General features: G+C 59.8%; 15 protein-coding genes. 5 read left to right on the top strand and 10 right to left on the bottom strand.

Annotated features, from left to right (window positions below; translation table 11 throughout):
* Positions 1-204: 204 nt before the first annotated feature.
* The 7 genes from MJO47_RS14575 to MJO47_RS14545 form a co-directional block, all read right to left on the bottom strand.
* The gene (locus MJO47_RS14575) at positions 205-2,880 is read right to left on the bottom strand and encodes a cation-transporting P-type ATPase (protein WP_253961836.1); all 2,676 of its coding nucleotides are present in this window, start codon (positions 2,878-2,880) and stop codon (positions 205-207) included.
* Positions 2,877-3,713 (bottom strand): universal stress protein, encoded by an 837-nt coding sequence (locus MJO47_RS14570; protein ID WP_253961835.1) that lies wholly within the window; start codon positions 3,711-3,713, stop codon positions 2,877-2,879. The genes MJO47_RS14575 and MJO47_RS14570 overlap by 4 nt, the downstream gene beginning before the upstream one ends.
* Before the next feature lie 323 nt (positions 3,714-4,036).
* Positions 4,037-4,627: an ACP phosphodiesterase gene (locus MJO47_RS14565; protein WP_253961834.1), complete on the bottom strand. Its 591-nt coding sequence runs from the start codon at positions 4,625-4,627 to the stop codon at positions 4,037-4,039.
* A 32-nt stretch (positions 4,628-4,659) separates the two neighbouring features.
* Entirely contained in the window at positions 4,660-5,790 is a 1,131-nt protein-coding gene (locus tag MJO47_RS14560) for a tetratricopeptide repeat protein (RefSeq protein ID WP_253961833.1), read from the bottom strand.
* 77 nt (positions 5,791-5,867) lie between these two features.
* Positions 5,868-6,209 carry a hypothetical protein gene (locus MJO47_RS14555; RefSeq protein ID WP_253961832.1) on the bottom strand — a complete coding sequence of 114 codons (342 nt, stop codon included), beginning with the start codon at positions 6,207-6,209 and terminating at the stop codon, positions 5,868-5,870.
* A 3-nt stretch (positions 6,210-6,212) separates the two neighbouring features.
* Positions 6,213-7,331 carry a GAF domain-containing protein gene (locus MJO47_RS14550; RefSeq protein WP_253961831.1) on the bottom strand — a complete coding sequence of 373 codons (1,119 nt, stop codon included), beginning with the start codon at positions 7,329-7,331 and terminating at the stop codon, positions 6,213-6,215.
* Between the two features lie 45 nt (positions 7,332-7,376).
* Entirely contained in the window at positions 7,377-8,705 is a 1,329-nt protein-coding gene (locus tag MJO47_RS14545; protein WP_253961830.1) for a peptidoglycan DD-metalloendopeptidase family protein, read from the bottom strand.
* Between the two features lie 167 nt (positions 8,706-8,872).
* On the opposite strand from MJO47_RS14545, the gene MJO47_RS14540 reads away from it, so the two are divergent.
* From MJO47_RS14540 to hrpB, 3 genes are read left to right on the top strand one after another with little or no spacing between them, the layout of a single operon-like run.
* Positions 8,873-10,009, top strand: a complete 1,137-nt coding sequence (locus MJO47_RS14540) for a M20/M25/M40 family metallo-hydrolase (protein ID WP_253961829.1) — start codon at positions 8,873-8,875, stop codon at positions 10,007-10,009.
* A gap of 9 nt (positions 10,010-10,018) precedes the next feature.
* On the top strand, positions 10,019-11,194 hold the full coding sequence (locus MJO47_RS14535) for an aminotransferase (RefSeq protein WP_253961828.1): 1,176 nt from the start codon (positions 10,019-10,021) through the stop codon (positions 11,192-11,194).
* A complete protein-coding gene (gene hrpB, locus MJO47_RS14530) occupies positions 11,194-13,701 on the top strand; it encodes an ATP-dependent helicase HrpB (RefSeq protein ID WP_253961827.1) in 2,508 nt (835 codons plus the stop codon). The genes MJO47_RS14535 and hrpB overlap by 1 nt, the downstream gene beginning before the upstream one ends.
* A gap of 9 nt (positions 13,702-13,710) precedes the next feature.
* Here hrpB and MJO47_RS14525 read toward each other — a convergent pair whose 3' ends face one another.
* On the bottom strand, positions 13,711-16,665 hold the full coding sequence (locus tag MJO47_RS14525) for an insulinase family protein (protein WP_253961826.1): 2,955 nt from the start codon (positions 16,663-16,665) through the stop codon (positions 13,711-13,713).
* Positions 16,666-16,838: 173 nt separating this feature from the next.
* Positions 16,839-17,039, bottom strand: coding sequence for a cold-shock protein (locus MJO47_RS14520; protein WP_253961825.1), 201 nt, complete (start codon positions 17,037-17,039; stop codon positions 16,839-16,841).
* Between the two features lie 660 nt (positions 17,040-17,699).
* Between MJO47_RS14520 and MJO47_RS14515 the strand changes: the two genes are divergently transcribed.
* On the top strand, positions 17,700-19,058 hold the full coding sequence (locus MJO47_RS14515) for an OmpP1/FadL family transporter (protein ID WP_253961824.1): 1,359 nt from the start codon (positions 17,700-17,702) through the stop codon (positions 19,056-19,058).
* Positions 19,059-19,145: 87 nt separating this feature from the next.
* Here the strand turns inward: MJO47_RS14515 and MJO47_RS14510 are convergent, their stop codons facing one another.
* A complete protein-coding gene (locus tag MJO47_RS14510) occupies positions 19,146-19,619 on the bottom strand; it encodes a ferritin family protein (RefSeq protein ID WP_371926704.1) in 474 nt (157 codons plus the stop codon).
* 505 nt (positions 19,620-20,124) lie between these two features.
* Here MJO47_RS14510 and MJO47_RS14505 point away from each other — a divergent pair.
* Positions 20,125-20,802, top strand: a complete 678-nt coding sequence (locus MJO47_RS14505) for a succinate dehydrogenase cytochrome b subunit (protein WP_253961822.1) — start codon at positions 20,125-20,127, stop codon at positions 20,800-20,802.
* The last annotated feature ends 7 nt before the right edge of the window (positions 20,803-20,809 follow it).

Below are 20,809 nucleotides of genomic sequence, written 5' to 3'. Positions count from 1 at the left end.
CTCTTTGCTTTTATTCAGGTTTCCGGCCTGACGATTGGAAGATTGCGGAAAAAAAGGGGGATCTGCTGGCGGCTGGCGCCGATGGCAGGTCCCCTTTTGTGCAAGGCGGCTAAGGCCGTCGACCAGGGATTTCCTGACTTTTCTTTATTTATTATTGCGGTGTCTGGGTGAGATTAAAAAAGCGGAGGGATTGTCGTCTTGACTTCACTCTTGGGGTATCATCAGCCGCTTACGCAAATAATCGGCGCCAAAAATGAGCGGTATGCCGAGCCAGGCGGCCAGATAGACACTCCCCTTGACCGGTCCTGTGCCGAGAATGACTTGCACCCAGGGTACATACAACAACGCCCAGGAAAAAACCACCTGAATAATAATACCGGCCAGCATCAGACGATTCTTGAAAATACCCGCATCGAGCCCCGACCTCGCCGGATATCTTCGGCCAATCAAATTGCCGATCTGCATCAACAGAATGGTGGCCAGGGCGATCCCCGTAGCCGAGCGGTAGAGGGGATCGTCGGCGGCCAGATCCGAACCGTACTGCCAGCCGCCTTCCCACAGGACCCAGAAGAACAGACTGAGTGACCAGATGGCCTCCAGCAGACCGAGAAAAAGGTAGCTATGCAGAACCAGTCCCGGGCTAAGGAGGCGGAATTCGCCGCTTCTGGGCGGTTGCTGCATTACCTCCTCAGTGGGGGGCTCCTGACCGAGGGCCATGGAGGGGACAATATCGGTGCCAAGGTCAATCGACAGAATCTGAATCACGGTCAGGGCCAGCGGCACCGGCAACAGAATATAGAGCAGGTAGGGCAAGATCTCCGGACCATTGCTGACCAGAACGTAATTGGTGAATTTGCGGATATTGCTGAATACGGTTCGCCCCTCCTCGATGCCAGCGACAATCGAGGCGAAGTTGTCATCGAGAAGAATGATCTGGGCGGAGGCGCGGGCCACATCCGTTCCGCTTTTGCCCATGGCAATGCCAATGTCGGCAGCTTTGAGGGCCGGAGCGTCATTGACCCCGTCCCCGGTCATGGCCACTACGAGATCGAGGTTCTTCAGGGCCATGACAATCTTCATCTTTTGCGACGGGCTGGTGCGGGCAAATATCTGGATCCCCCCGGACAACGCCTCTTCGAGCTCTTTCTCGGTGAGATTCTCCAGGGTTTCACCCGTCATGACCCGCTCATTCGACAGATCATTGGCCACAATTCCACAACGCTTGGCGACTGCCAAGGCGGTGTCCGGATGATCCCCGGTGATCAGGATTACCTTTATGCCTGCCGAATGGCATTGTTTCAGGGACTGGGGCACCTCCGGCCGCAGCGGGTCCTCGATGCCGACAAAACCGTATAGGGTGAGATCCTGTTCCAATGCCTCCCGCCCGGCTCCGGCAAGGGACGGCTCCGCAAGATGTCGACCGGCGACGGCCACAACCCGGTGGCCAGACTCGGCCAGCTCGCGCATGATGCGCTCAGCCTGGTCCAATTCCTCCGCTGTCGCCGGTTGCGCTGCCTGACCCGGGAGTTTGACGGCCGAGACCAGCGGGCGGATGACCTCCCAGGCGCCTTTGACCGCAAATACCGTCTGTGCGCTGACCTCGCCGGTTCCACCGGCTCGCTTCAGGTTGACATCGAAAGGAAAATGCTTTTGCTTCAGGTCGGGAAGTGTTCTGCTCTGACGTAATTCCGCCAGCTTTTCCGCGATAGCGACATCGAGAGGATCGCCGCTGTACTCGCCGTCGACGAGATGGACTTCGGACGCACAAAAGGCCATCAGCAGGAACTGTTCACTTTCCTCCGCCTCGGAAAAATCGCTTTCTCCGCCTGGGGGTCGCAAGCGGCTGACCGCAAGCTGGTTGCGGGTCAGGGTTCCGGTCTTGTCGGTGCAGATGACCTGGGTCGCCCCCAGGGCTTCGACAGCGTTCAGGCTCGTAACCAGAACATTCTTGCGCGCCATGCGCAAGCTGCCCATGGCCAGGGCGAGAGTAAAGGTCGGCAGCAGCCCTTCAGGGACATTGGCGACAATGATGCCCATCATGAAGACCAGATTCACCCAAAGGGGCCGCCCCGTGAAGACACCATAAAGGAAAAACAGAACTCCAAGCGTCACCGCGATGCCGGTGAGCACTCTCACCATATGGGCGGTCTGTCTTTCCAGAGGCGAGGAGGTCCGCCGTATAGCCTGAGACAGATGGGCCAGTTTGCCAAATTCGGTTCTCAAACCAGTGGCAAAAACCACGGCGCGGCCGGTGCCACTGAGCACCAGGCAACCGGCAAATGCGACATTGTGGCTTTCTACAAGGCGGCCGGCAACCGACTCGGAGGTCAAGGCTAGCGGCTTGGCCTCGCCGGTCAGCGGCGCATTGTTGACCATGAGGTCGCTTCCCTCGACCAGGCGCGCATCGGCAGGCACCCGATCGCCCTCGTGCAGCAACAGCAGATCACCAGGAACCAGCTCATCGGCCAACAGAGTCATGGTCTCGCCGGCGCGCATGACTTCAACTTTCTGCGGCAGAAAGTGGCGCAGAGCCGCCATGGCTTTCTCTGCTCGATATTCCTGAATAAAGCTGAAAAGCGCATTCAGCAGGGCGACACCCGCCAAAGCCCAACCGAGGACAACCATACTTTGTCCGGGCTGCAGCCTTTCCGCCACGAAACAAATGATGGCCGAAACGAACAAGAGGAGGGTGAAAAAATTGGTGAACTGACGCAGCAGACTGCGTGTCAGTCTCCAGGGATCGCGAACCTCGACACTGTTCTTTCCGATTTCCTGCAATCGTTCATGGGCCTCGGCCGAAGAGAGCCCCTCCGGGCCACTGCCCAGAGACCGGAAGACATGCTCAACGGAGAGATTGTGTATCTGTTGTGAGTCACTCATAAGGCTCTATAGATGCCGATATCGCAAGGTGTTTTGTGCAGAACCCCTTCGATGGCCGCACTGTGAAAAACCCGATAGGCCAGGGTGCGCTCACTGAGGCCAAGAAGCATCAGCTGGGCCTTCAGACGACTGGCGAGCATCAAGACCTCCTGTTCCCATTTGTCGGCAATCGTCACGAGGCGATCACAGCGGAAAGCATAAGGACCGAGGAATTCCGCCATTTCCTGATAGATTTTTTCGAGACGATCGAAGCCTTTTTGTTTAAGCGCCCGCTCCATTGCCGAGGTCATATGGGGATGTCGCAAGGGATTAACCTGCACGGTCTGACATAAATACACGTAGCGAAGATGGGGAGCCAGCCGCTGGATGAATGGTGCGATAGCGCTGAAACCGTACCGATAACCGGTCAACGGCAGAAGCAGATCGTGGGGGTTTCCCAGGAGACCCGGTTGAACAATCCGCATGACCAGAACCGGGCACAGGTGCATACGCAGAAGTTTTTCTGAAATGGTGCCGGTCAGGTAGCGCTGGCGCCGGGGTTTCACCCGGGTTCCGCAGATCAGCAGGGACTCGGGATCGTGCGGAACAGCCTGGCGCAAGGTGCGGTGTACGGAAGACCCGAGGGGCAGAGACTGGGGTATGAACTCCACATTGAAAGCATCGCATTCCCCGGCCAATTGTTCGAAACGTGCATCGACAATATCCGGGGGAACTTCACCATCCTGCACATGCAGCACCAGCAGCTTGCGGTCCTTTTCCGTAGCCGCGAAATGCAGGGCATATCGAGCGACCCAGTCACTGTAGATCGAGCCATCATGTGCCAGAATGATCATGGCCAGCCTTCCTCAACCGGATTGCCGTCGCTGCCGACGGGGTTCTCACCCGGGTCGATTTGCTGCCAGCTTGTCCCTGCGTAGAACACAGACGATTATCACAGGGGTTGCCATTAAATCTATACGGCAACACCCTGCTGTCAATCTCGCAAAAACGCTCTTGCGGCATTGGGGAGCGCTAAAAGGCTCAGGCCTGACATTGGGGAAACATGGAAAAAAAGAACCGAAAAGGGAACAGCTCCCTTTTTTCGGCTACCCCCCATCGAATCCGGCGATCAGTCCGCAGGAAAACAGCGAGAAAAACCAAACCTGGCCGTTAACGGCTAGCGTCGATGCCAGGCCTCCGCCGGGGCAAGGCAGGCACGGGCGTCCTCCAGAAATCCCCTGAAATCCCCCTCCAATGCATCCCGGTGTTCTTCCAGGTCGCGCATGGCCTGCGCCATGGGCAGCGGCCGTTTGAGGCGCTGGGATACCCTTTCGAGTACGCGGCCGATGACTGCGGGATCTTGGTAGGAAACCAGCCAGTTGCGCTCGATCATCCGTGGGGCAAGGCGTTGCAGGCCTTCAGCGAGCTGGTCATGGTGGGTGCGCAGCAGCTGGTAGATGTGGGCGGCGAAGTCGTCGAGGGGGATGGGGGAGAATTGCGGCCAGTGCCGGGCGAGAAAATGATCGTAGAAAATGTCGACGAGGATGCCGCGGCAGTGGCCGTAATCATAATGCAGGCGGGCTTTGCTGCGGCGGAAGGCGGGATGGCTGTGGGCAAAGCTGTCGAGCTGGCGGTGCTGTTGCAGGCCGTGGCGGATGGCGGGGGGAAAGCGATCGTCCAGGCGGCCTTTGACGAAGTCCCCCATGAGGTTGCCGAGCAGGCAGGGGGGCTCGGGGTCGGAGAGGTAGAGGTGAAAGAGATAGTTCACCGGCGTTTCCCGATGAAAGAAGGCTGCCCGCCTCAATCGGCAGCGGGCAGCTCCTTCAGGTTTTCCTGGGCCAGTTGGCGGGATTCGGCGCCGTGGGGCAGTTCGTCCAGGATGAGGTGATAAAAAGAACGGGCACCCTCAAAGCACTGCTCCTGCAGCAGAAGAGCACTGACTTCGGCGACGATCTTGGGATTGTCCCCTTCGTGGGCGTGGAAGCCTCGGTACAGGTCAAGGGCTTCCGCCAGTTTGCCCTGCAGAAAGCGCAGTTTGGCCAGTCCGATCTGGGCGTATTTGTCGAAACCGTTCTGGAGGATGCCGAGGTAGGTCTTTTCGGCCTGGTCGAATTCGCCGAGGTTCCGGTAGGCGTCCCCCAGGCGTGAGAGCATGTTGACTGTGCCCTCGTGTTTTTCGAGGATGCGTTCCCAGGTGGCGATAGCTCTGCGGTATTCACGTTTCCAGCGGTAATAGTTGCCGAGCCCGTAGAGGGCATAGGGGTTGTGACTGTCGATTTCGACGGCCTTGGCGTAGAAATCCTTGGCTTTTTCGAAATCGAAGCGTTTCCAGTAGAGGTTGCCGACCATGGTGAGGATGTTGATGAGATCGGGGCGGCGGGCCAGGACCTTTTCGTAGTATTCGATGGCCTTGGTCTCGTAGCCTTCCTTGTGGTAGAGGTCAGCGATGCCCATAAGCGTGTAGTGGTCGCGTGGGTTGAGCTTGAGGGCCTGCTCGTAGTGTTTTTCCGCCTCGCCGAAATGGCCCATCATCTTGAGACCGTCGGCGATGCGAGTGATGACGAAGATGTCGTTGGGCCGCAGACGCAGGTAGGTCTGCCAGAGGCCCACGGCTTCCTTGTATTGCCGGAGTTCACGCAGGGCGTCCCCTAAACCCCGCAGGGCGAAGAGGTTTTTGCCGTCGGCCTTGAGCACCTTCTGATAGTAGGGGATGGATTCTTCCATGGCGCCCAGGCTGCGGCAGGCATCCCCCATGCCGGTGAGGGCATAGGCGTTTTCCGGCTCCATCTCAAGGGCTTGGGCAAAGGCCGCTTTGGCCTGCTGCCATCGGCGGGCTTTGGCCATCTGGTGGCCGGTGCGGGTGAGTTCAACAACCTTGCGGTGCTGATGGCTTTTCGTGGTGGGACGGGGCTGATCAGTGCCTTTATCCATCGGATTGTATAGCCTTTCTTCATTTTCCGACGCCTCGCGCCGGCCGTTCCCGTTCAATTGATCATTTGTTCTTCATTTTAGTGCGGCAGAGGTTCCGCCGATTCGATTTCCACCCGCACTCCCCACATGTGGAAGCCGATGGAAGCGTTCATTTTACGGGCTATGCCCCGGATGCGCAAGCCGTCCTGCTTGACGTGTGTTGGCAGGTTGACGGGGTCGAGACGCTGGCCGTCGTCAGTGACGATGCCGAAAAACCCCCCTTCAAGGGGCACGTGGGTGACCGTCCCGGTGAAGGAAAAGGAGCGTTCCGGCTCTTTCGACGCCTCGGCGGCTTTGATACCGGCCGTCTCTTTCGTACAGGCGGCGCCGAGCAGGAGCAGGGTGAGAATGATGAGGAGGAACCCCAGTCGCTGTGGCATAACTCACATCATCCTGATCTTGCTCTTGAGGATGAGTACCTCAAAAGCCATGGCGGCCTTGATATTGAGTTGCTGCAATTCAAGAATCCATTTTTCATCCACTTCCCGTTCACTGGTGACAAAGAGGGTGCCGATAAGGCGGCCGTGGACGATGAGCGGGGCCAGGAGCACGGCAGAGGGGATGCGATTCCCCAGCTCCTTGAGCAGGAGCGAATTGAAGGGCGCGCGGGGGACGGGCCCAAGATAATAGCTGTGGCTCTGGTGGATGGTCTTGAGGATGGACGGCTCATCGAGGGGCACGCAGAGCGTATCGAAGCCGGCGACCTGCCGTCCGCCGACGCGGGCCTTCCAGCCGTAGGCGTTGTCATCGCGCAGTAGAAAGAGGGCGCAGCAATCGAACTCGCCGCCAAGATATTCCACGAGGATATCGGCGATCTCCTCGCGGTCGGCGCATTCGGCCAGCTGTTCAGCCGCTGTGCCCAAAGTGTAGGGCTCGATCTCCTCCGGTTCGTCATCGAAGGCAGGCTTGGGCTGGACGGGTTCGGCCGCCGGCGCCGGTTTTTCGACGGGGGGCGCCGATTCGACGGCGGAGGCCGGAATGTCCCACAAGGTGTCGTCATCCGGAAAAGAGGTCTGGGCGGGGGCCACCGCTTTGCTTTGGTCAGCCAGGGAGCGGACAAAACGTTCTTTGGGTTCGATACTGTAGTAGCGGTCCAGAGCCTTGACGATATGCAGTTCGGGAGCGACGACAGGCTGCACGATGTAACCGGTGTTAAAAGCAATCTCGTCAATCGCCGTAAAATTGGACGGGTCGGCCATGGCCAGCACCAGACGGTTGTTCTGGAGGCGAATGGGGATGACGCTGTATTTTTCGGCGATGCGGGCCGGAATGAGCTGGAGAGTGGTGAAGACGGCGTGATCCAGTTCATCAGGTTCTATATAGGGCACCCCGAGCTTTTTGCTGAGAACCCGGGCGATGTCCTCTTCTTTGAGAAAGCCGAGCTCCAGCAGGTTGGTGCCGAGGCGGCCGCCGTAGAGGACCTGATTGCGCAGTCCTTCTTCCAATTGCGAGGCGGTCAGCAGCTTTTCTTCGATCAGCAGTTCTCCGAGACGAATTTTCATAACATATCAAACCATTCTGGTGAGGGGTAAATGCCTGCGGAAAAGTCAGTTGCGTTCAGATTCTGCCGTTTCTGGCGGAGCTGCTGCCATCTTTGTCCCCGAGGAAATATCTCCATTCTGAAAAGAAGCCAGGTGCGGAGCGATGAGCGCCTGGAATTGCGGCATGTTCTGGGCGGAGACGGGTGCTGAGGCCGGCGCCTTGATGCGGGCCGGGTTGATGGGGGCCCCGTTCTTGCGCATGCGGAAGCACAGGTGGGGGCCGGTGGCCAGACCGGTGCTGCCGACGTAGCCGATGACCTGCCCCTGGCTCACTCGCAGGCCGTTGCGCATGCCGCGGGCGAAACCGTTCATATGCAGATAGATACTCTCATAGGCGCCGTTGTGGCGGATTTTGAGGTAATTGCCGTTGGCCCGGGTGTACCCCTTGGCAATGATGGTGCCGTCTCCGACGCTTTTGATGGGGGTTCCCACCGGCGCGGCATAGTCGATGGCCGGATGGGACTTCCAGGTTTTGGTGATGGGGTGAAAGCGCTTCATGGAAAAACCCGAGGAGATGCGGGAGAAGGCCAGGGGCGCCTTGAGAAAGGCCTTGCGCACGCTTTTGCCCTCGGCGTCGTAGTAGGAGGGCCTCTGCTCGCCGTCCTGAAAGAGAAAGGCCCGGAAGGGGTTCCCCTGGTTGGTAAATTGGGCCGCCAGCACACGGCCGTAGCCGGCGAAGCTTCCTTCGCGGAAACGCTTTTCGAGGACAGCCTGAAAGCTGTCCCCCTCGCGGATATCGAGGATGAAGTCGATGTCCCAGGCGAAGATGTCGGCCAGGGTCATGGCCAGTTCCGGGCCTTCGCCGATTTCGGTGATGGCCTCGAAGAGGCTCGAGGTGATGGTGCCGCTGACGCGTTCGGTGCGTACCGTGTATTCGATGGGAATGCGGGCGACGTCGAAGCTGTCCTCGGCCCGGCGCACCAGCAGCTGGTCGTCGGCGTTGATTTCGTATTCAAAGGATTCGAAGGCCCCGTCGCGCAGGGTGAGTTTGTAGGGTTGTTCGACGCAGATCTTCGACAGGGGAAAGATGTCGCGGCAGCGGCTGTCGAGCTGAAGAATTTCGGCCGGCGAGAGGTGTTCGCCCAGCAGGGTGGTGGCGGAATCGCCCGGGCGGACCGTCCCTTCGATCACTTCCATGGAAATTTCGGGAGGGGCCGGCGCGCTCGGTTCCTGATCCGGGTTCGTGCGGGCCTCAAGGGGCGACACCGTGGGGCGGTTTACCAGCAGCAGAGGGGTCAGCACGAGACCTACGAGCAGGAGCACCCAGAAAAGGCGGGAGCGTTTACTCGTGCGGCTGCGTTGATAACTTTTGGGGGGATTGAAGTCGCGGTTCACGCGCTGCCTCTACGGAATATGCCAGCGAAAGGGATGGTCTCCAGCTTCGCCGGTGCGTCTGTTTTATCGTCTGTTTCAACGGTATTGCCTTGGGCAGGCAGTCGGGGGTATGCTACCAGCTTTATTCCGGTCTTGTCCAGTCTCAGGTTTTTGCCAGGAGGATACCCATGATCGATCATCAACGGCTTGCCGACGAATTTTTCCGCCTGGCCTCCATCTCCAGCCCCTCTTTTCGCGAAGGGACGATTTCCCGCTATTTGAGCGAGCGCCTGCGCCTGCTCGGGGCCGAGGTGGTGGACGATGGCGCCGGCCCGAAGATTGGCAGCGAAAGCGGCAACCTGGTCGCCTATTTTCCCGCCCGCGGCAAAGAGGCGTCGCCGCTGATGCTGTCGGTGCACATGGATACGGTCGAGCCGGGCGACGGCGTGCAGCCTGTGCTGCAGGATGGTGTTTTTACCAGCGCCGGCGAAACGGTGCTGGGGGCGGACGACAAGGCGGGCATCGCCGAAATTCTCGAGGCCATCCAGGTACTGCAGGAGAGGGATATCCCCTATGGTCCGCTGGAGGTGGTGGTCACCGTTTGCGAGGAAGTGGGGCTGCTCGGCGCCAAAAACCTCGATTTTTCCCTGATCCGCTCCCGCCGGGGGCTGGCTCTCGATACCTCGGGAGTCGATCTGGCCATCCATCGCGCCCCCTGCGCCAACAAGATCCGCTTCGAGGTGCGCGGCCGCGAAGCCCATGCCGGCATCGCGCCGGAGATGGGACTTTCCGCCATCGCCGTGGCCGCCCGGGCCATCGATCGCATGCGCCTGGGCCGCATCGACGAAGAAACGACGGCCAACATGGGGACGATCCGTGGCGGGCAGGCCACCAATATTGTCCCTCGCAGCGTCGTGCTCGAAGGGGAGGCCCGCAGCCACAGCCGCCTGAAGCTGGAGCAGCAGACGGCCCACATGATCGACTGTTTCAAGGAAGCGGCTCGGGAGCTGACGCGAGACATCGGCGGCCGTCCGGTCTGCGCCGAGGTCGTCACGGAAGTGATGTCCGACTATCCGCTTATGGCGGTGCCACGGGACGCCGGCATCCTGCAGTTGGTGGAAGCCGCCGGTAAGACCTTGGGGCGGACCATCGAGGTGAAGGGGGCCGGCGGCGGCAGCGACGCCAATGTCTTCAACGGCCAGGGGATCGAAACGGTCATTCTCGGTACCGGCATGAGCAACGTGCATTCGGTCGACGAGTTCGTGCGGGTCGAAGATATGGTCCGCGTCAGCGAGCTGCTGGTCGAAATCATCAGCCAGGCTTAGGAGTCTTTGGTGAAATTGCCCCTCTCCCCCCATATCCGACAGGTCCACTTTCCGCCCATCTCCGAGGTCAAGAACTGGATTGCCGGCCGCCACTTTCCCGCCGAACGGCCTCTGGTCGACCTGTGCCAGGCCGTCCCCGATTATCCGCCGGCCCCGGAACTGACCGATTATCTGGCTGGTTGTCTGGCTGATCCGCTGACCTCGCGCTACACCCCCGATGAAGGGCTGCCCGAGGTACGGCAGGCGATCTGCGCCTGGTATGAGCGCCTGTACGGGGCGGCGCTGCAGCCGAACCAGCTCTGTCTGAGCATCGGCGCCAGCCAGGCCTTCTGGCTGGCCATTGTGACCCTCTGCCAAGCCGGCGACGAGGTCATCGTGCAGACGCCTTATTATTTCGATCACGCCATGGCGCTGGATATCCTCGGCCTGAAGGCGGTCTATACCCCCTTTGACGAAGCGGATGCGGGCCTGCCTGATGTGGATCGTATCGCCTCACTGATCACTTCGCGTACCAAGGCCATTGTGCTGGTGACGCCGAGCAATCCCACGGGGGCGGTAACGCCGCCGGCAACGCTGGGCAGGCTTTTCGAACTGGCCCGGGAGCGCGGTCTCGCCCTGGTGCTGGACGAAACCTACAATGCTTTTCTCCCCGGTGGCGCCCGCCCGCACGAGCTGTTCAGCCGCGTCGACTGGGACGAAAGCCTGGTGCATATCGCCTCCTTCGGCAAAACCTTTGCCCTGACCGGCTACCGGGCAGGTATGCTGGTCGCTTCCCAGGAGTTCATCCATCACGCCCTCAAGGCGCAGGACACCATGGCGGTCTGCCAGCCCCGCCTGACCCAGCTGGCCGTGGGCTACGGCGTGGCCCATCTCGACGCCTGGGTGGCGGCCAACCGCGACATGATGCAGCGCCGTCATGATCGTTTTCGGGCCGAATTCCTCAAGCCCGGCAATCCCTTCCGGCTGGTGGCCAGCGGCGGCTTTTTCGCCTGGGTGCGGCACCCCTGGCCGGGACAGAGCGGGCGGCAGGTGGCCAAGCGCCTGGCCGACGAGGCCAATCTCATCTGTCTGCCGGGAGAGGTATTCGGCCCCGGTCTGGAGAATTACCTGCGCCTGGCTTTCGGCAACATCCACGAAGACCGCCTCGTCGAGGCGGTGCGCCGTTTCCGCGATTTTCCCGTCTGATGTCCACTTCCCTGCCTGTCGACAGCCTGCTGCCTGATTTGCGCCGCGCCCTGCGTGACGCCGGGGCCGTGGTGCTGCAGGCCGCCCCCGGCGCCGGCAAGACCACGCGCGTGCCGCTGGCTTTGCTCGACGAACCCTGGCTGCAGGGGCGCCGCATCCTCATGCTGGAACCGCGGCGGCTGGCGGCGACCAACGCCGCCCGCTACATGGCCTCCTGTCTGGGGGAAGAGGTGGGAGAGACGGTGGGCTACACCATCCGCTTTGACCGCAAGGTCTCGGCGCTGACCCGCATCGAGGTCGTCACCGAGGGCATTCTGACCCGCCGGCTGCAGAGCGATCCCCTGCTGGAGAATGTGGGGCTGGTCATCTTCGACGAATTCCACGAACGCAACCTGCATTCCGACCTGGCTCTGGCGCTGTGTCGCGACGCCCAGACGGGCCTGCGCGACGACCTGAAGCTGCTGGTCATGTCGGCCACCCTCGATTCCGGGCCGGTGGCCGAGCTTCTCGGCGGGGCGCCGCTGCTGAGCAGCGAGGGACGCAGTTACCCGGTTGAGGTGCGTTATCTCCCCCAGGCGCCCCAGGGGGCCGTGGCCGAGTACACGGCGGCGGCCGTGCGACGGGCTCTGGGCGAAACGACAGGGGATATCCTCGTCTTTTTGCCCGGGGCCAGAGAGATTCGCCGCTGTCAGCAGCGGCTGGAGAGTGATGGCGGGCTGGCCTCCGTCGAGGTCTGTCCCCTCTATGCCGGGCTGCCCTTTACCGCCCAGGAAAAGGCCATCCTCCCCGGCAAGAAGCGGCGGGTGGTGCTGGCGACCAACATCGCCGAGACCAGCCTGACCATCGAAGGCGTACGCGTGGTGGTGGACAGCGGTCTGGAGCGCCGCCCCCGTTTCGATGCCGCCGCCGGCGTCTCCCGTCTCGAGACGGTGAATATCTCGAACGCCAGCGCGACGCAGCGGGCAGGCCGGGCCGGGCGCCTGGACCCGGGTCTCTGCTACAGGCTGTGGACCGAAGCCGCCCAGGGCAGTCTGCTGCCTTTCGCTCCTCCGGAGATTCGCGTGGCCGACCTTTCGGGGCTGGCCCTGGAACTGGCCCTGTGGGGGGTGCCCGACCCCGGTCAGCTGGCCTGGCTGGATCCTCCCCCCGCCGGGGCGCTCACGGCCGCCCGCGAGCTGCTGGCGGAGCTGGGGGTGCTGGATGAGAAAGGGCGGGTGACGGAGGAAGGGAGGCGCCTGGCCCGCTTCCCCGTCGAGGTGCGCCTGGCCCGACTGCTGCTGAGCGGCGAGAAGCTGGGTGTCTGGCCGCTGGCCTGCGATCTGGCGGCGCTGCTTTCCGAGCGCGACCTGCTGGCCTCGATTCCCGGCGCGGCCGTAGCCAGTGACAGCGATCTGCTCGATCGGCTTGAGGTGCTGGCGCGCTGGCGGCGACATCCTCGTTCTGAGGTCATCGCTGACCGTGCCGGGGCTGCCGTCGAACGGACCGCTCGGCAGCTGCGGCGGTTGGGGCCGAAGGGAGGCGACGAATCACCGGAGCTGGAGACGGTAGGGCGATTGCTGGCCGCCGCTTTTCCCGACCGTGTCGCCTGCGAACGGGAAGGGGGAGGCGGCCGTTACCTGCTGGCCAACGGCCAGGGCGCGCACTTGTCGCCGCGCAGCCGCGTGCATGGACAACGCTGGCTGGTGGCCGTAGAGGTGAGGGCAGGGAATCAGGGGGAAGGGGAGATCCATCTGGCCAGTGCCCTGCCGGAAAGCATGGTCGAGGCGGATTTTCGGGCGAAGCTCCCCTGGCGGCGGCGGGTGGCGTGGGACAGCCGCCAGCAGCGGGTGCAAGCCGTCGAGGAGCAACGCCTGGGCGCCTTGGTGCTGGGCTCGCGGGCGATCAAGCCTTCGGAAGAAGAATTGGTCGGGGCGGTGTTGGACGGGGTCCGTCAGCATGGGCTGGACTGCCTCTCCTGGTCGGCGGCTGACCGGCAGTTCGCGGCCCGGGTCCGTTTGCTGGCGCGGGTCTTTCCTGAAGAAGGCTGGCCCGCCATGGCAGAAGAGCAGCTGCTTGCCTCTCTGGAAACCTGGTTGTCTCCCTGGCTGGGCAAGGTTCGCACCCGGGCCGATCTGGCCCGGGTCGAGGTGGGGGCGGCCTTGGCGGCCCGGCTCGATTGGCCGCGGCGGCAGCGTCTGGATCAGCTGGCGCCGACTCACCTGGAGGTGCCGAGCGGGTCGCGGCTGGCTATTGATTATGTCGGCGGGGACCAGCCCGTGCTCGCCGTCAAGCTGCAGGAACTCTTCGGGCTGGCCGAAACGCCCCGCCTTGCCGGCGGGCGGGTGCCCCTGCTGCTGCACCTGCTGTCACCGGCCCGGCGGCCGATTCAGGTAACGACCGATTTGAAAAATTTCTGGGACAACGTCTATCCCGAGGTTAAAAAAGAGCTCAAGGGACGTTATCCCAAGCATCCCTGGCCCGACGATCCCTGGACGGCCGTTCCGACCCGCCATACGCGTCGACGCTGACCTGTCGGCTTAGATCCTCTCGATAGGGAAGGCGGCCTCGCCCAGTTCGGCGTTGGCCTTCTGCAGTTGCTCCTCCCCGGAAACCACCGCCACGGAACTACCCTGCCATCCCTGCTTCAGGTAGACGTGGGCGACCCTTTGCAGGGCTTCCCGGTCGACGGCCAGCAGGCGCTGGCGAAAGGTCTGGCGCATGGCCAGGGTCAAACCCTGCAGCTGGTGGTTGAATTCCCGTGAGGCTTTGCCGCTGGGGGAGAGGGGGCGATCCAGGTCGCTGAAGGAGGCGAGGATGGCTTCCTTGATCTCCTCGTCGGCATACTGTCCGGCTACGGCCCAGTCCACAGCCTGTTCGTACACCTTGAGCGTACGGGTCAGCTGCGGGTCGCGGTAGGAGAGCATGGAGAAAAGGCCGGCTTCCGGGTCGGCACCGGCCAAACCGCCATAGGCGCCGCCTTTTTCGCGGATCTCCCGATGCAGAAAGTTGGCCCGCAGCAGCTTGGCCAGCACCATCAGCGGCGCGGCATCCGCCTGCGTGTAGGTGCCGGTGCGGAAAATCCGGGCCACATAGGAGACGGGTACGGCAGCCGCACAGCCTTTGCGTACGCTGGTGGGGCTGAAAGCGTTTTGGCCGGCGGGAGTCGCCGGGGCCTTGTTCAGGCTCTGCAGAAAAGCGGCGAGGGCCGGACGAACGGAGTCGAAAGCTTCCCCCTCAGCGGTCAGGGCGCAGCGCATCCCTTCATTTCCCAGAAGAAGCCCGGCCAGCGTCTGCATTTTGGCGGCCAGGTCGGACAGCTCTGCCGGTTTCTTTGCGGCGATCTCCTTGATGAAGCGGACCTGGCTGATGCCGGTCCATTCTTCCCGCAACTTCCCGCCCGCCGTGAGCTGGCTGGCGGCCAGGCGGGCGGCGTAGGTATGGCCCGAGCCCGGAATGGAGTTCTCCATGGAGGTCTTGACCTGGTTGATGACCGTGTGCAATCGGGTCAGGTCGGAAAAATCCGGCGCGGTAAAGAGATCGGTAAGTATGGCAAACATCTTGTCCTGATTGCGTCGCAGGGCTTTGCCGCGCACCGTGACGATGGTACGAGGCGCATCCATGGCCTCCGGGCTCTCGAGAATGCTGGCGGAGGCACGAATTCCCCCCGTAGCTGCCGACATCCGTTCGGCCATCTCCAGATAGCTCAGGCCGGCCGCGCCGATCTGGGGCAGCAGGGCGCAGAAGAGGGGAACGAAAGGCCGCAGATCGGCAGGGATGTGGGCGGCCTCCGATTGGGCCGAAAAGTAGACGATCCCGTTGGTCGGCTGGTCGAACCAGCTGAGCGCCACCCCCTCGACCTTTTCCTCGCGCGAAGAAACGGGGCTCTCCTCGGCCGGAATGTCGCTGAGCTCCAGCGTCGGCAGGATGGAAAGATCTTCTTCCATCTCCTGCGCCTCTTGCAGCTCCTGGGCCTGCTCGACGATCTGCTGCTTCTGCTCGGGGGTCAGGCGAGCGGCGAGAGCCTGGAGATTGTCGGCGACCTCCTTATCTTCCCGCACCTTGCGCTCCGGGTCGGGTTTCAGTGTCAGGGTGACCCGATGGGGGTTGTCGAGAAGATAGCGACGGATCAGGTTCTGGAAAAACGGTCCGGCGGCTACCTCGGCCCGCAGGCGGTCGAGATCGCGGGTCAGCAGCAGTGGGGTGACGGGGTCGCCGCTATGGATCCAGGGGCCGAGCAGGCGCATGAGCAGCAACAGGGCGTAGGGATACTGGTCTCCCGTCACTTCCCGATGGGCAAACTCCAGCTGATGGATGGCCGCCTCGATGCGTTCTGCCGGAAAGCCCTTGTCGGCGGCCTCCTGCAAGGTTTCCAGGATGAGGGCTTCGATCTTGTCCGTGTGCTCCGGTTCCGTTCCCTGCAGGCCAACGGCGAAAAAGGTCTCCCGGTTGTCATCGTGGTAGCCGGTGACGGGAGACAGGTTCTGCCCCAGCTTCGATTCGATCAGCGCCTTGTACAGGGGGGCGGCCGGGTTGCCCAGCAGCAGGGTGGACAGCACCTGCAGGGCGACGCGGTTGAAGTTGTCGGCGGCCGGGCAGGTAAGCCAGGCCGTCTGCACCAGGGTGCGGTTTTCCAGGGGCTCGCCCGGGTCGGCCGGAAAGGTCTCGGTGAGCTTTCTGGGCTGCTCGAAGCGCACCTCATCCGGTACGGCGGTGTCAAGAGGTTTGGCCTCGAAGTGCCGCAGGGCCAGGTTTTCGATGGTCTCCAGATGCTTCTCCAGGGGGAGGTGCCCGTAGGTAAAGAAATAGGCGTTGGCGGGGTGATAATAGGTGGCGTGGAATTCCCGCAGCTCTTCCCAGGTCAGATTGGGGATATCCGAGGGTTCGCCGCCAGAATTCTTGCCGTAGGTGGTGGTCGGGTACAGGGCACCGCTCAAGCGTCGATGGCTGAGCGATGAGGGGTCGGCCATCGCCCCTTTCATCTCGTTGTAGACCACGCCCTTGTATTCGAGCGGCGATTCGGGGTTGTCCATCTCCTGAAATTCGAGGCGATGGCCTTCCTGCCTGAAGTCCCGGTCGAGCAGGCGGGGAAAAAAGGCGGCATCGAGGTAGATGGCCATGAGATTATAGAAATCCTTCTCGTTTTGGCTGGCGAAGGGGTAGAGGGTCCAGTCGCTGGAGGTCAGCGCGTTCATGAAGGTGTTCAGGCTGCGCTTGAGCATGCTGAAAAAGGGATCCCGCACCGGGAAGTTCTTGGACCCGCACAACACCGTGTGCTCCAGAATATGGGCGACACCTGTGGAGTCCATGGGGGTGGTGTGAAAGCCGACGCCGAAAAGGTTGTTGTCGTCTTCGGTCTCCATGTGGACCATGCGGGCGCCGGTTCTGTCGTGGCGCAACTGGATGAGACGTGCGTTGAGTTCTGGCAGCGGCGTCATATCGAGCAGGGTGAAGCCGTGAAGTTTCTGCCCTGGCTGAAGGCTCTGTTCGGACATGATGTTACCTCCTGGAAAAAGCGTGAATCCTGAAAGTCTAGCGCAGCTTGGCTGGATGTCCTAGGAAAAATGCCGGCGGAAAATCGGGGTGAGGCGAGGTGGGGTCACGCTGAATCGGCAAAAAAAAACTCCACGACGGATCGTGGAGTTTTTGGTTGTGTCAAAGTCTGGGATTAGACCTTTACAACATTAGCTGCCTGGGGGCCCTTCTGGCCCTGAACAACTTCAAAGGTTACCCGGTCTCCTTCGGCCAGGGATTTGAACCCTTCGGACTGGATAGAAGAGAAGTGAACAAATACATCGGGTCCATTGTCCTGCTCGATGAAACCGAAACCCTTAGCGTCGTTGAACCATTTTACAGTACCTTCAGCCATTTCTTTTTGCTCCTTTGTTCCAGATCTGGGACCAGTTTTCGTGTGCCGGGTTGCTCTGACCGCCATCAAAAAAACCGCCCAGACCTTGTGGTCTGTGCGGTTTTGGAAGAACTGCTGACAGCCAGAACGGACTCGAACACACTAGCTAAAAAATTTGCCTAAACCTATTACCATGCGCTCCGGCTAAAAGCAAGAAAAAATTTTGGGGAATCCTGAATAAAAGCCGATGGATAGATGCCTAATCTTGGCTCTGTGCTGTGGATATTTTGATGAGGGGTGTTTCTCATGGTGGGGTGGGGGATGGATTTTTTTGGATGCCTGGACGAAAAAAAATCAATGGGGTAAGGGTTTACAGGTCGGTCAGGGTGTAAAAAATAAAAATAGAAAAATGTTTTAAAAGTGCTTGACGTGAACGTAAGGAGGCGGTATATGTCCAGATAAATAAATGAAAAAGCGTGGAAGAGTCCCTTTGTGGGTTTTGCATTAAATGAAAAATGGTTTTTAGGAAAATCCTAAAGTTAGAATAATGTTCTAAATTCATTGATTTGTTGAGCGCTCTGACGTATAAAATGACCCTGTGTTGAGCTGGGTGTTTCTGCCACATCAAAGTTCTTCCCAACCTGCATTGAACACTGTCCATGGTATCTGAAAGGAGAATGTATGAAGCATTTTATCCGTTGGTTTGTTGTTGTTTCCCTGGTTCTGGCCTTGGCCAGTCCCGCCTTCTCGGCTGGGTTCGCCTTGATCGAGCAGAGTGTCAGCGGTCTGGGCAACGCCTTTGCCGGCGCCGCCGCCACCGGTGAAGACGCCAGCACCATCTTCTTCAACCCGGCGGCCCTGACTCTGCTCGAAGGGCAGCAGGTGGTAGCCGGCGCGCATGTGATCGCGCCTTCGGCGAAGTTTAGCAAGGAAAGTGCGAATAACGCATTGGGATTGCCTATTTCTGGTGGTAACAGTGGTGATGCGGGCGTGGTCGGTGTGGCGCCGAACCTCTATTACGCCGCCAACCTGAATAATGGCTGGTCGGTTGGTCTGGGCATCTTCGCTCCCTTCGGTTTGGCAACTGAGTATGATAAAGACTGGGTCGGTCGCTACCACGCGGTGGAGTCGGACGTGATGACCATCAACATCAACCCCACGGTGGCCTACCGGGTCAACGAAAACCTCAGCCTCGGTGCCGGGGTGAGCGCCCAGTATATTGATGTCACGCTCAGTCAGATGGTTGATTTCGGGTTGAATGCTTATGTGGGGAGCGGCATGAATGCTGCGCTTCTCCCAGCGGTTTCCAATCCTGATGCCGATATCTATGCCGACCTGACTGCGGATGATTGGGGCTATGGATTCAATCTGGGCGCGCTTTATGAATTCAATGAAAATACTCGCGTTGGCGTCGCCTACCGGTCTCGAATCAAGCATACGGTCAAAGGGGATGCCGTTTTCACTCAGCAGAATCCGACTTATCTGGCTGCTTTTGGTTTAGATGGGGCCGCTGCGGCGAGCTTCCCCAACCAGGGCGTGAAGGGGGATATCACTCTGCCGGCCAGTGCTTCTTTGAGCGCTTACCATCGCATCAATAGCCAGTGGGCGGTGATGGCCGACATCATGTGGACGGAGTGGAGCACCTTTGACAAGTTGGTTATCGAGTTCGACGGGGCCCTTCCTGATTCCGTCACCACGGAAAATTGGGATGACAACTGGCGCTACTCCGTTGGCGCTAATTATACTCCCAATGATCGTCTTGTTCTGCGCGGTGGTCTGGCCTACGATGAGACACCTATCCCCGATGCCAAGCATCGCACCCCTCGTATTCCTGGTGAGGATCGCTTCTGGGTTGCCTTCGGTGCCGGCTACAAGCTTACCGACCAGATGAACATCGATTTCGGCTACGCCCATCTCTTTGTGCAGGATTCCAAAATCGATAAAGAGGCTGTCGGTGAGGATCAGTCCCGAGGCGAACTGGTTGGCGAATACGAAAACTCCGTTGATATTGCCAGTGTTCAGTTGAGCTACAGCTTCTAAGAATCAAGCAGAAGATTGCTCAAAAAAAGAGGCGGTTCCCACTCAAGGGAGCCGCCTCTTTCTGTATGAAGTTTTTGTCGTTCGACGTCAGGCCGGCAGACCGAAGATGTCGGCGTAGTCGTCGCGGATGACTTCGAAGTGGTGGTGGGTCGAATTGGCGTTGGCCAGGTAGATGGCCTTGACTTCCGGGTCGGTCATCTGCTCGGCCACTTCCCGCAGGTGCTTCTCCAGGGCTTCTTCTTCGTCGAGGGCCAGTTCCATCGCCTTGCGCTCGTCGAAGTCGCCCATCATGATTTTCTGCAGGGCTTTCCACCAGGAGGATTCGGTGTCGGGGGGAGACTGGATGAATTCGTCGAAAGAGGGGATGTCGCCACCTTTGTAGATGTTGTAGAAGGAATGGGCGTGCTGGGCTTCTTCGCGAGCCAGCAGTTCAAAGGTCTTTTTGGCTTTTTCGTCGCTCATTTTTTCGGCGCCGTATTTGTAGAAGTCCATGGCATCCTTCTCGGTCTGCATGGCCTCCTTGATCGCTTTCTGCACATTGATTTTCTGGGTCATGGCAATCCTCTCTCTGAAATGAATGGAAAGTGTCTTTAAAATCTAACACAAATTGAATGAGGTGAAGGTTGTCGGGGCTTTCGCCGGCGGTATATTAACATTCTCTGTCGGGGCCTTGTCAAAGTTTTTTCGTCTTTTCCCGGCGAAAGGTGGGCTTTTTGTCCGCCCGGCCGGCGGGTAGCCTCGCCGGGCTTTTGAGCCTGCGGCGATTGGCCGTTAACGGTGTTTTTTTTTTGCATTTTTTTCAAACGACGTTTAGTATACTGCGTGCTGTATACCGGAGAGAGATCCTCGTTATGAGGAGTCCACTTGTTCTGGAGCCTTTGCGCTCGCTCATTTTTTATTGAATCAGGAAGGGGTAAACACATGCAGATCTTTACCAAGTGGCGGGGGCCCCCAGGGCCGGGATCAGTTCGCAGGGTGCGAGAACCATTGGCATCTTCTTCTTCCCTTCGATGGGAGTGTCATTCATCCTTATTGCTCTTGAATATCTTTCCAAGGGAAAATAATTATGCAACTGCTAAATAGTTCTGTGGGTAGAAAGATCATAATGGCGGTAACTGGTCTGCTCCTGATCAGTTTCGTTATTATACACCTGCTCGGAAACTCCTCGGTTTTCCTCGGGGCTAACGGGATCAACGCTTATGCCAAGCATCTTCACGATCTTGGTCCCCTGGTCTGGGTGTTCCGTCTGGTTATGCTGACCCTGTTTGCGCTGCACATCTGGTTCGGGGTGCAACTCACCCTCGAAAACAGTGCCGCCAAGCCGATCGGTTATGCTCAGAAAAAGCGTCTTCGCACGACTTTTGCCGCTGAAACCATGATCGTCAGCGGTGTGGCCATCCTGGCTTTTGTCATTTACCACCTGCTTCACTTCACCGTTCAGGTGACCAACCCTGAGATCTCAGCCGGAAACCTTCCTCTGGACGCCATGAACCGCCCTGACGTTTTCACCATGGTTGTTCTTAGTTTCCAGAAGGCTTTTATCGCCCTGGTTTACGCTGTGGCCATGCTTTTCCTCCTTTTCCACGTGAGCCACGGTTTCCAGAGCTTCTTCCAGACATTGGGATTGAACAGCAAGAAGTCTCTTCCTGTTCTCGGCAAAATCAGCAAAGGGCTGGCTCTGGTCCTCTTTGTCGGTTATTTGTCCATTCCTGTTCTGATTTTTGTCGGCTTAGTTAAAATTTAGGGGGTTC

Source organism: Desulfuromonas sp. KJ2020 (assembly GCF_024197615.1).
Classification (GTDB): Bacteria; Desulfobacterota; Desulfuromonadia; order Desulfuromonadales; family SZUA-540; genus SZUA-540.
Note: the sequence above shows the minus strand (reverse complement) of the source record. Positions and strands in the feature narration are given on the sequence as shown.

Bases quoted from the DNA above. Each gene is read 5' to 3' on its own strand.
- hrpB (WP_253961827.1), top strand. From the start codon at position 11,194: ATGTCCACTTCCCTGCCTGTCGACAGCCTGCTGCCTGATTTGCGCCGC.
- MJO47_RS14505 (WP_253961822.1), top strand. From the start codon at position 20,125: ATGCAACTGCTAAATAGTTCTGTGGGTAGAAAGATCATAATGGCGGTA.
- MJO47_RS14570 (WP_253961835.1), bottom strand. From the start codon at position 3,713: ATGATCATTCTGGCACATGATGGCTCGATCTACAGTGACTGGGTCGCT.
- MJO47_RS14515 (WP_253961824.1), top strand. From the start codon at position 17,700: ATGAAGCATTTTATCCGTTGGTTTGTTGTTGTTTCCCTGGTTCTGGCC.
- MJO47_RS14555 (WP_253961832.1), bottom strand. From the start codon at position 6,209: ATGCCACAGCGACTGGGGTTCCTCCTCATCATTCTCACCCTGCTCCTG.
- MJO47_RS14560 (WP_253961833.1), bottom strand. From the start codon at position 5,790: ATGGATAAAGGCACTGATCAGCCCCGTCCCACCACGAAAAGCCATCAG.
- MJO47_RS14540 (WP_253961829.1), top strand. From the start codon at position 8,873: ATGATCGATCATCAACGGCTTGCCGACGAATTTTTCCGCCTGGCCTCC.
- MJO47_RS14550 (WP_253961831.1), bottom strand. From the start codon at position 7,331: ATGAAAATTCGTCTCGGAGAACTGCTGATCGAAGAAAAGCTGCTGACC.
- MJO47_RS14525 (WP_253961826.1), bottom strand. From the start codon at position 16,665: ATGTCCGAACAGAGCCTTCAGCCAGGGCAGAAACTTCACGGCTTCACC.
- MJO47_RS14575 (WP_253961836.1), bottom strand. From the start codon at position 2,880: ATGAGTGACTCACAACAGATACACAATCTCTCCGTTGAGCATGTCTTC.
- MJO47_RS14520 (WP_253961825.1), bottom strand. From the start codon at position 17,039: ATGGCTGAAGGTACTGTAAAATGGTTCAACGACGCTAAGGGTTTCGGT.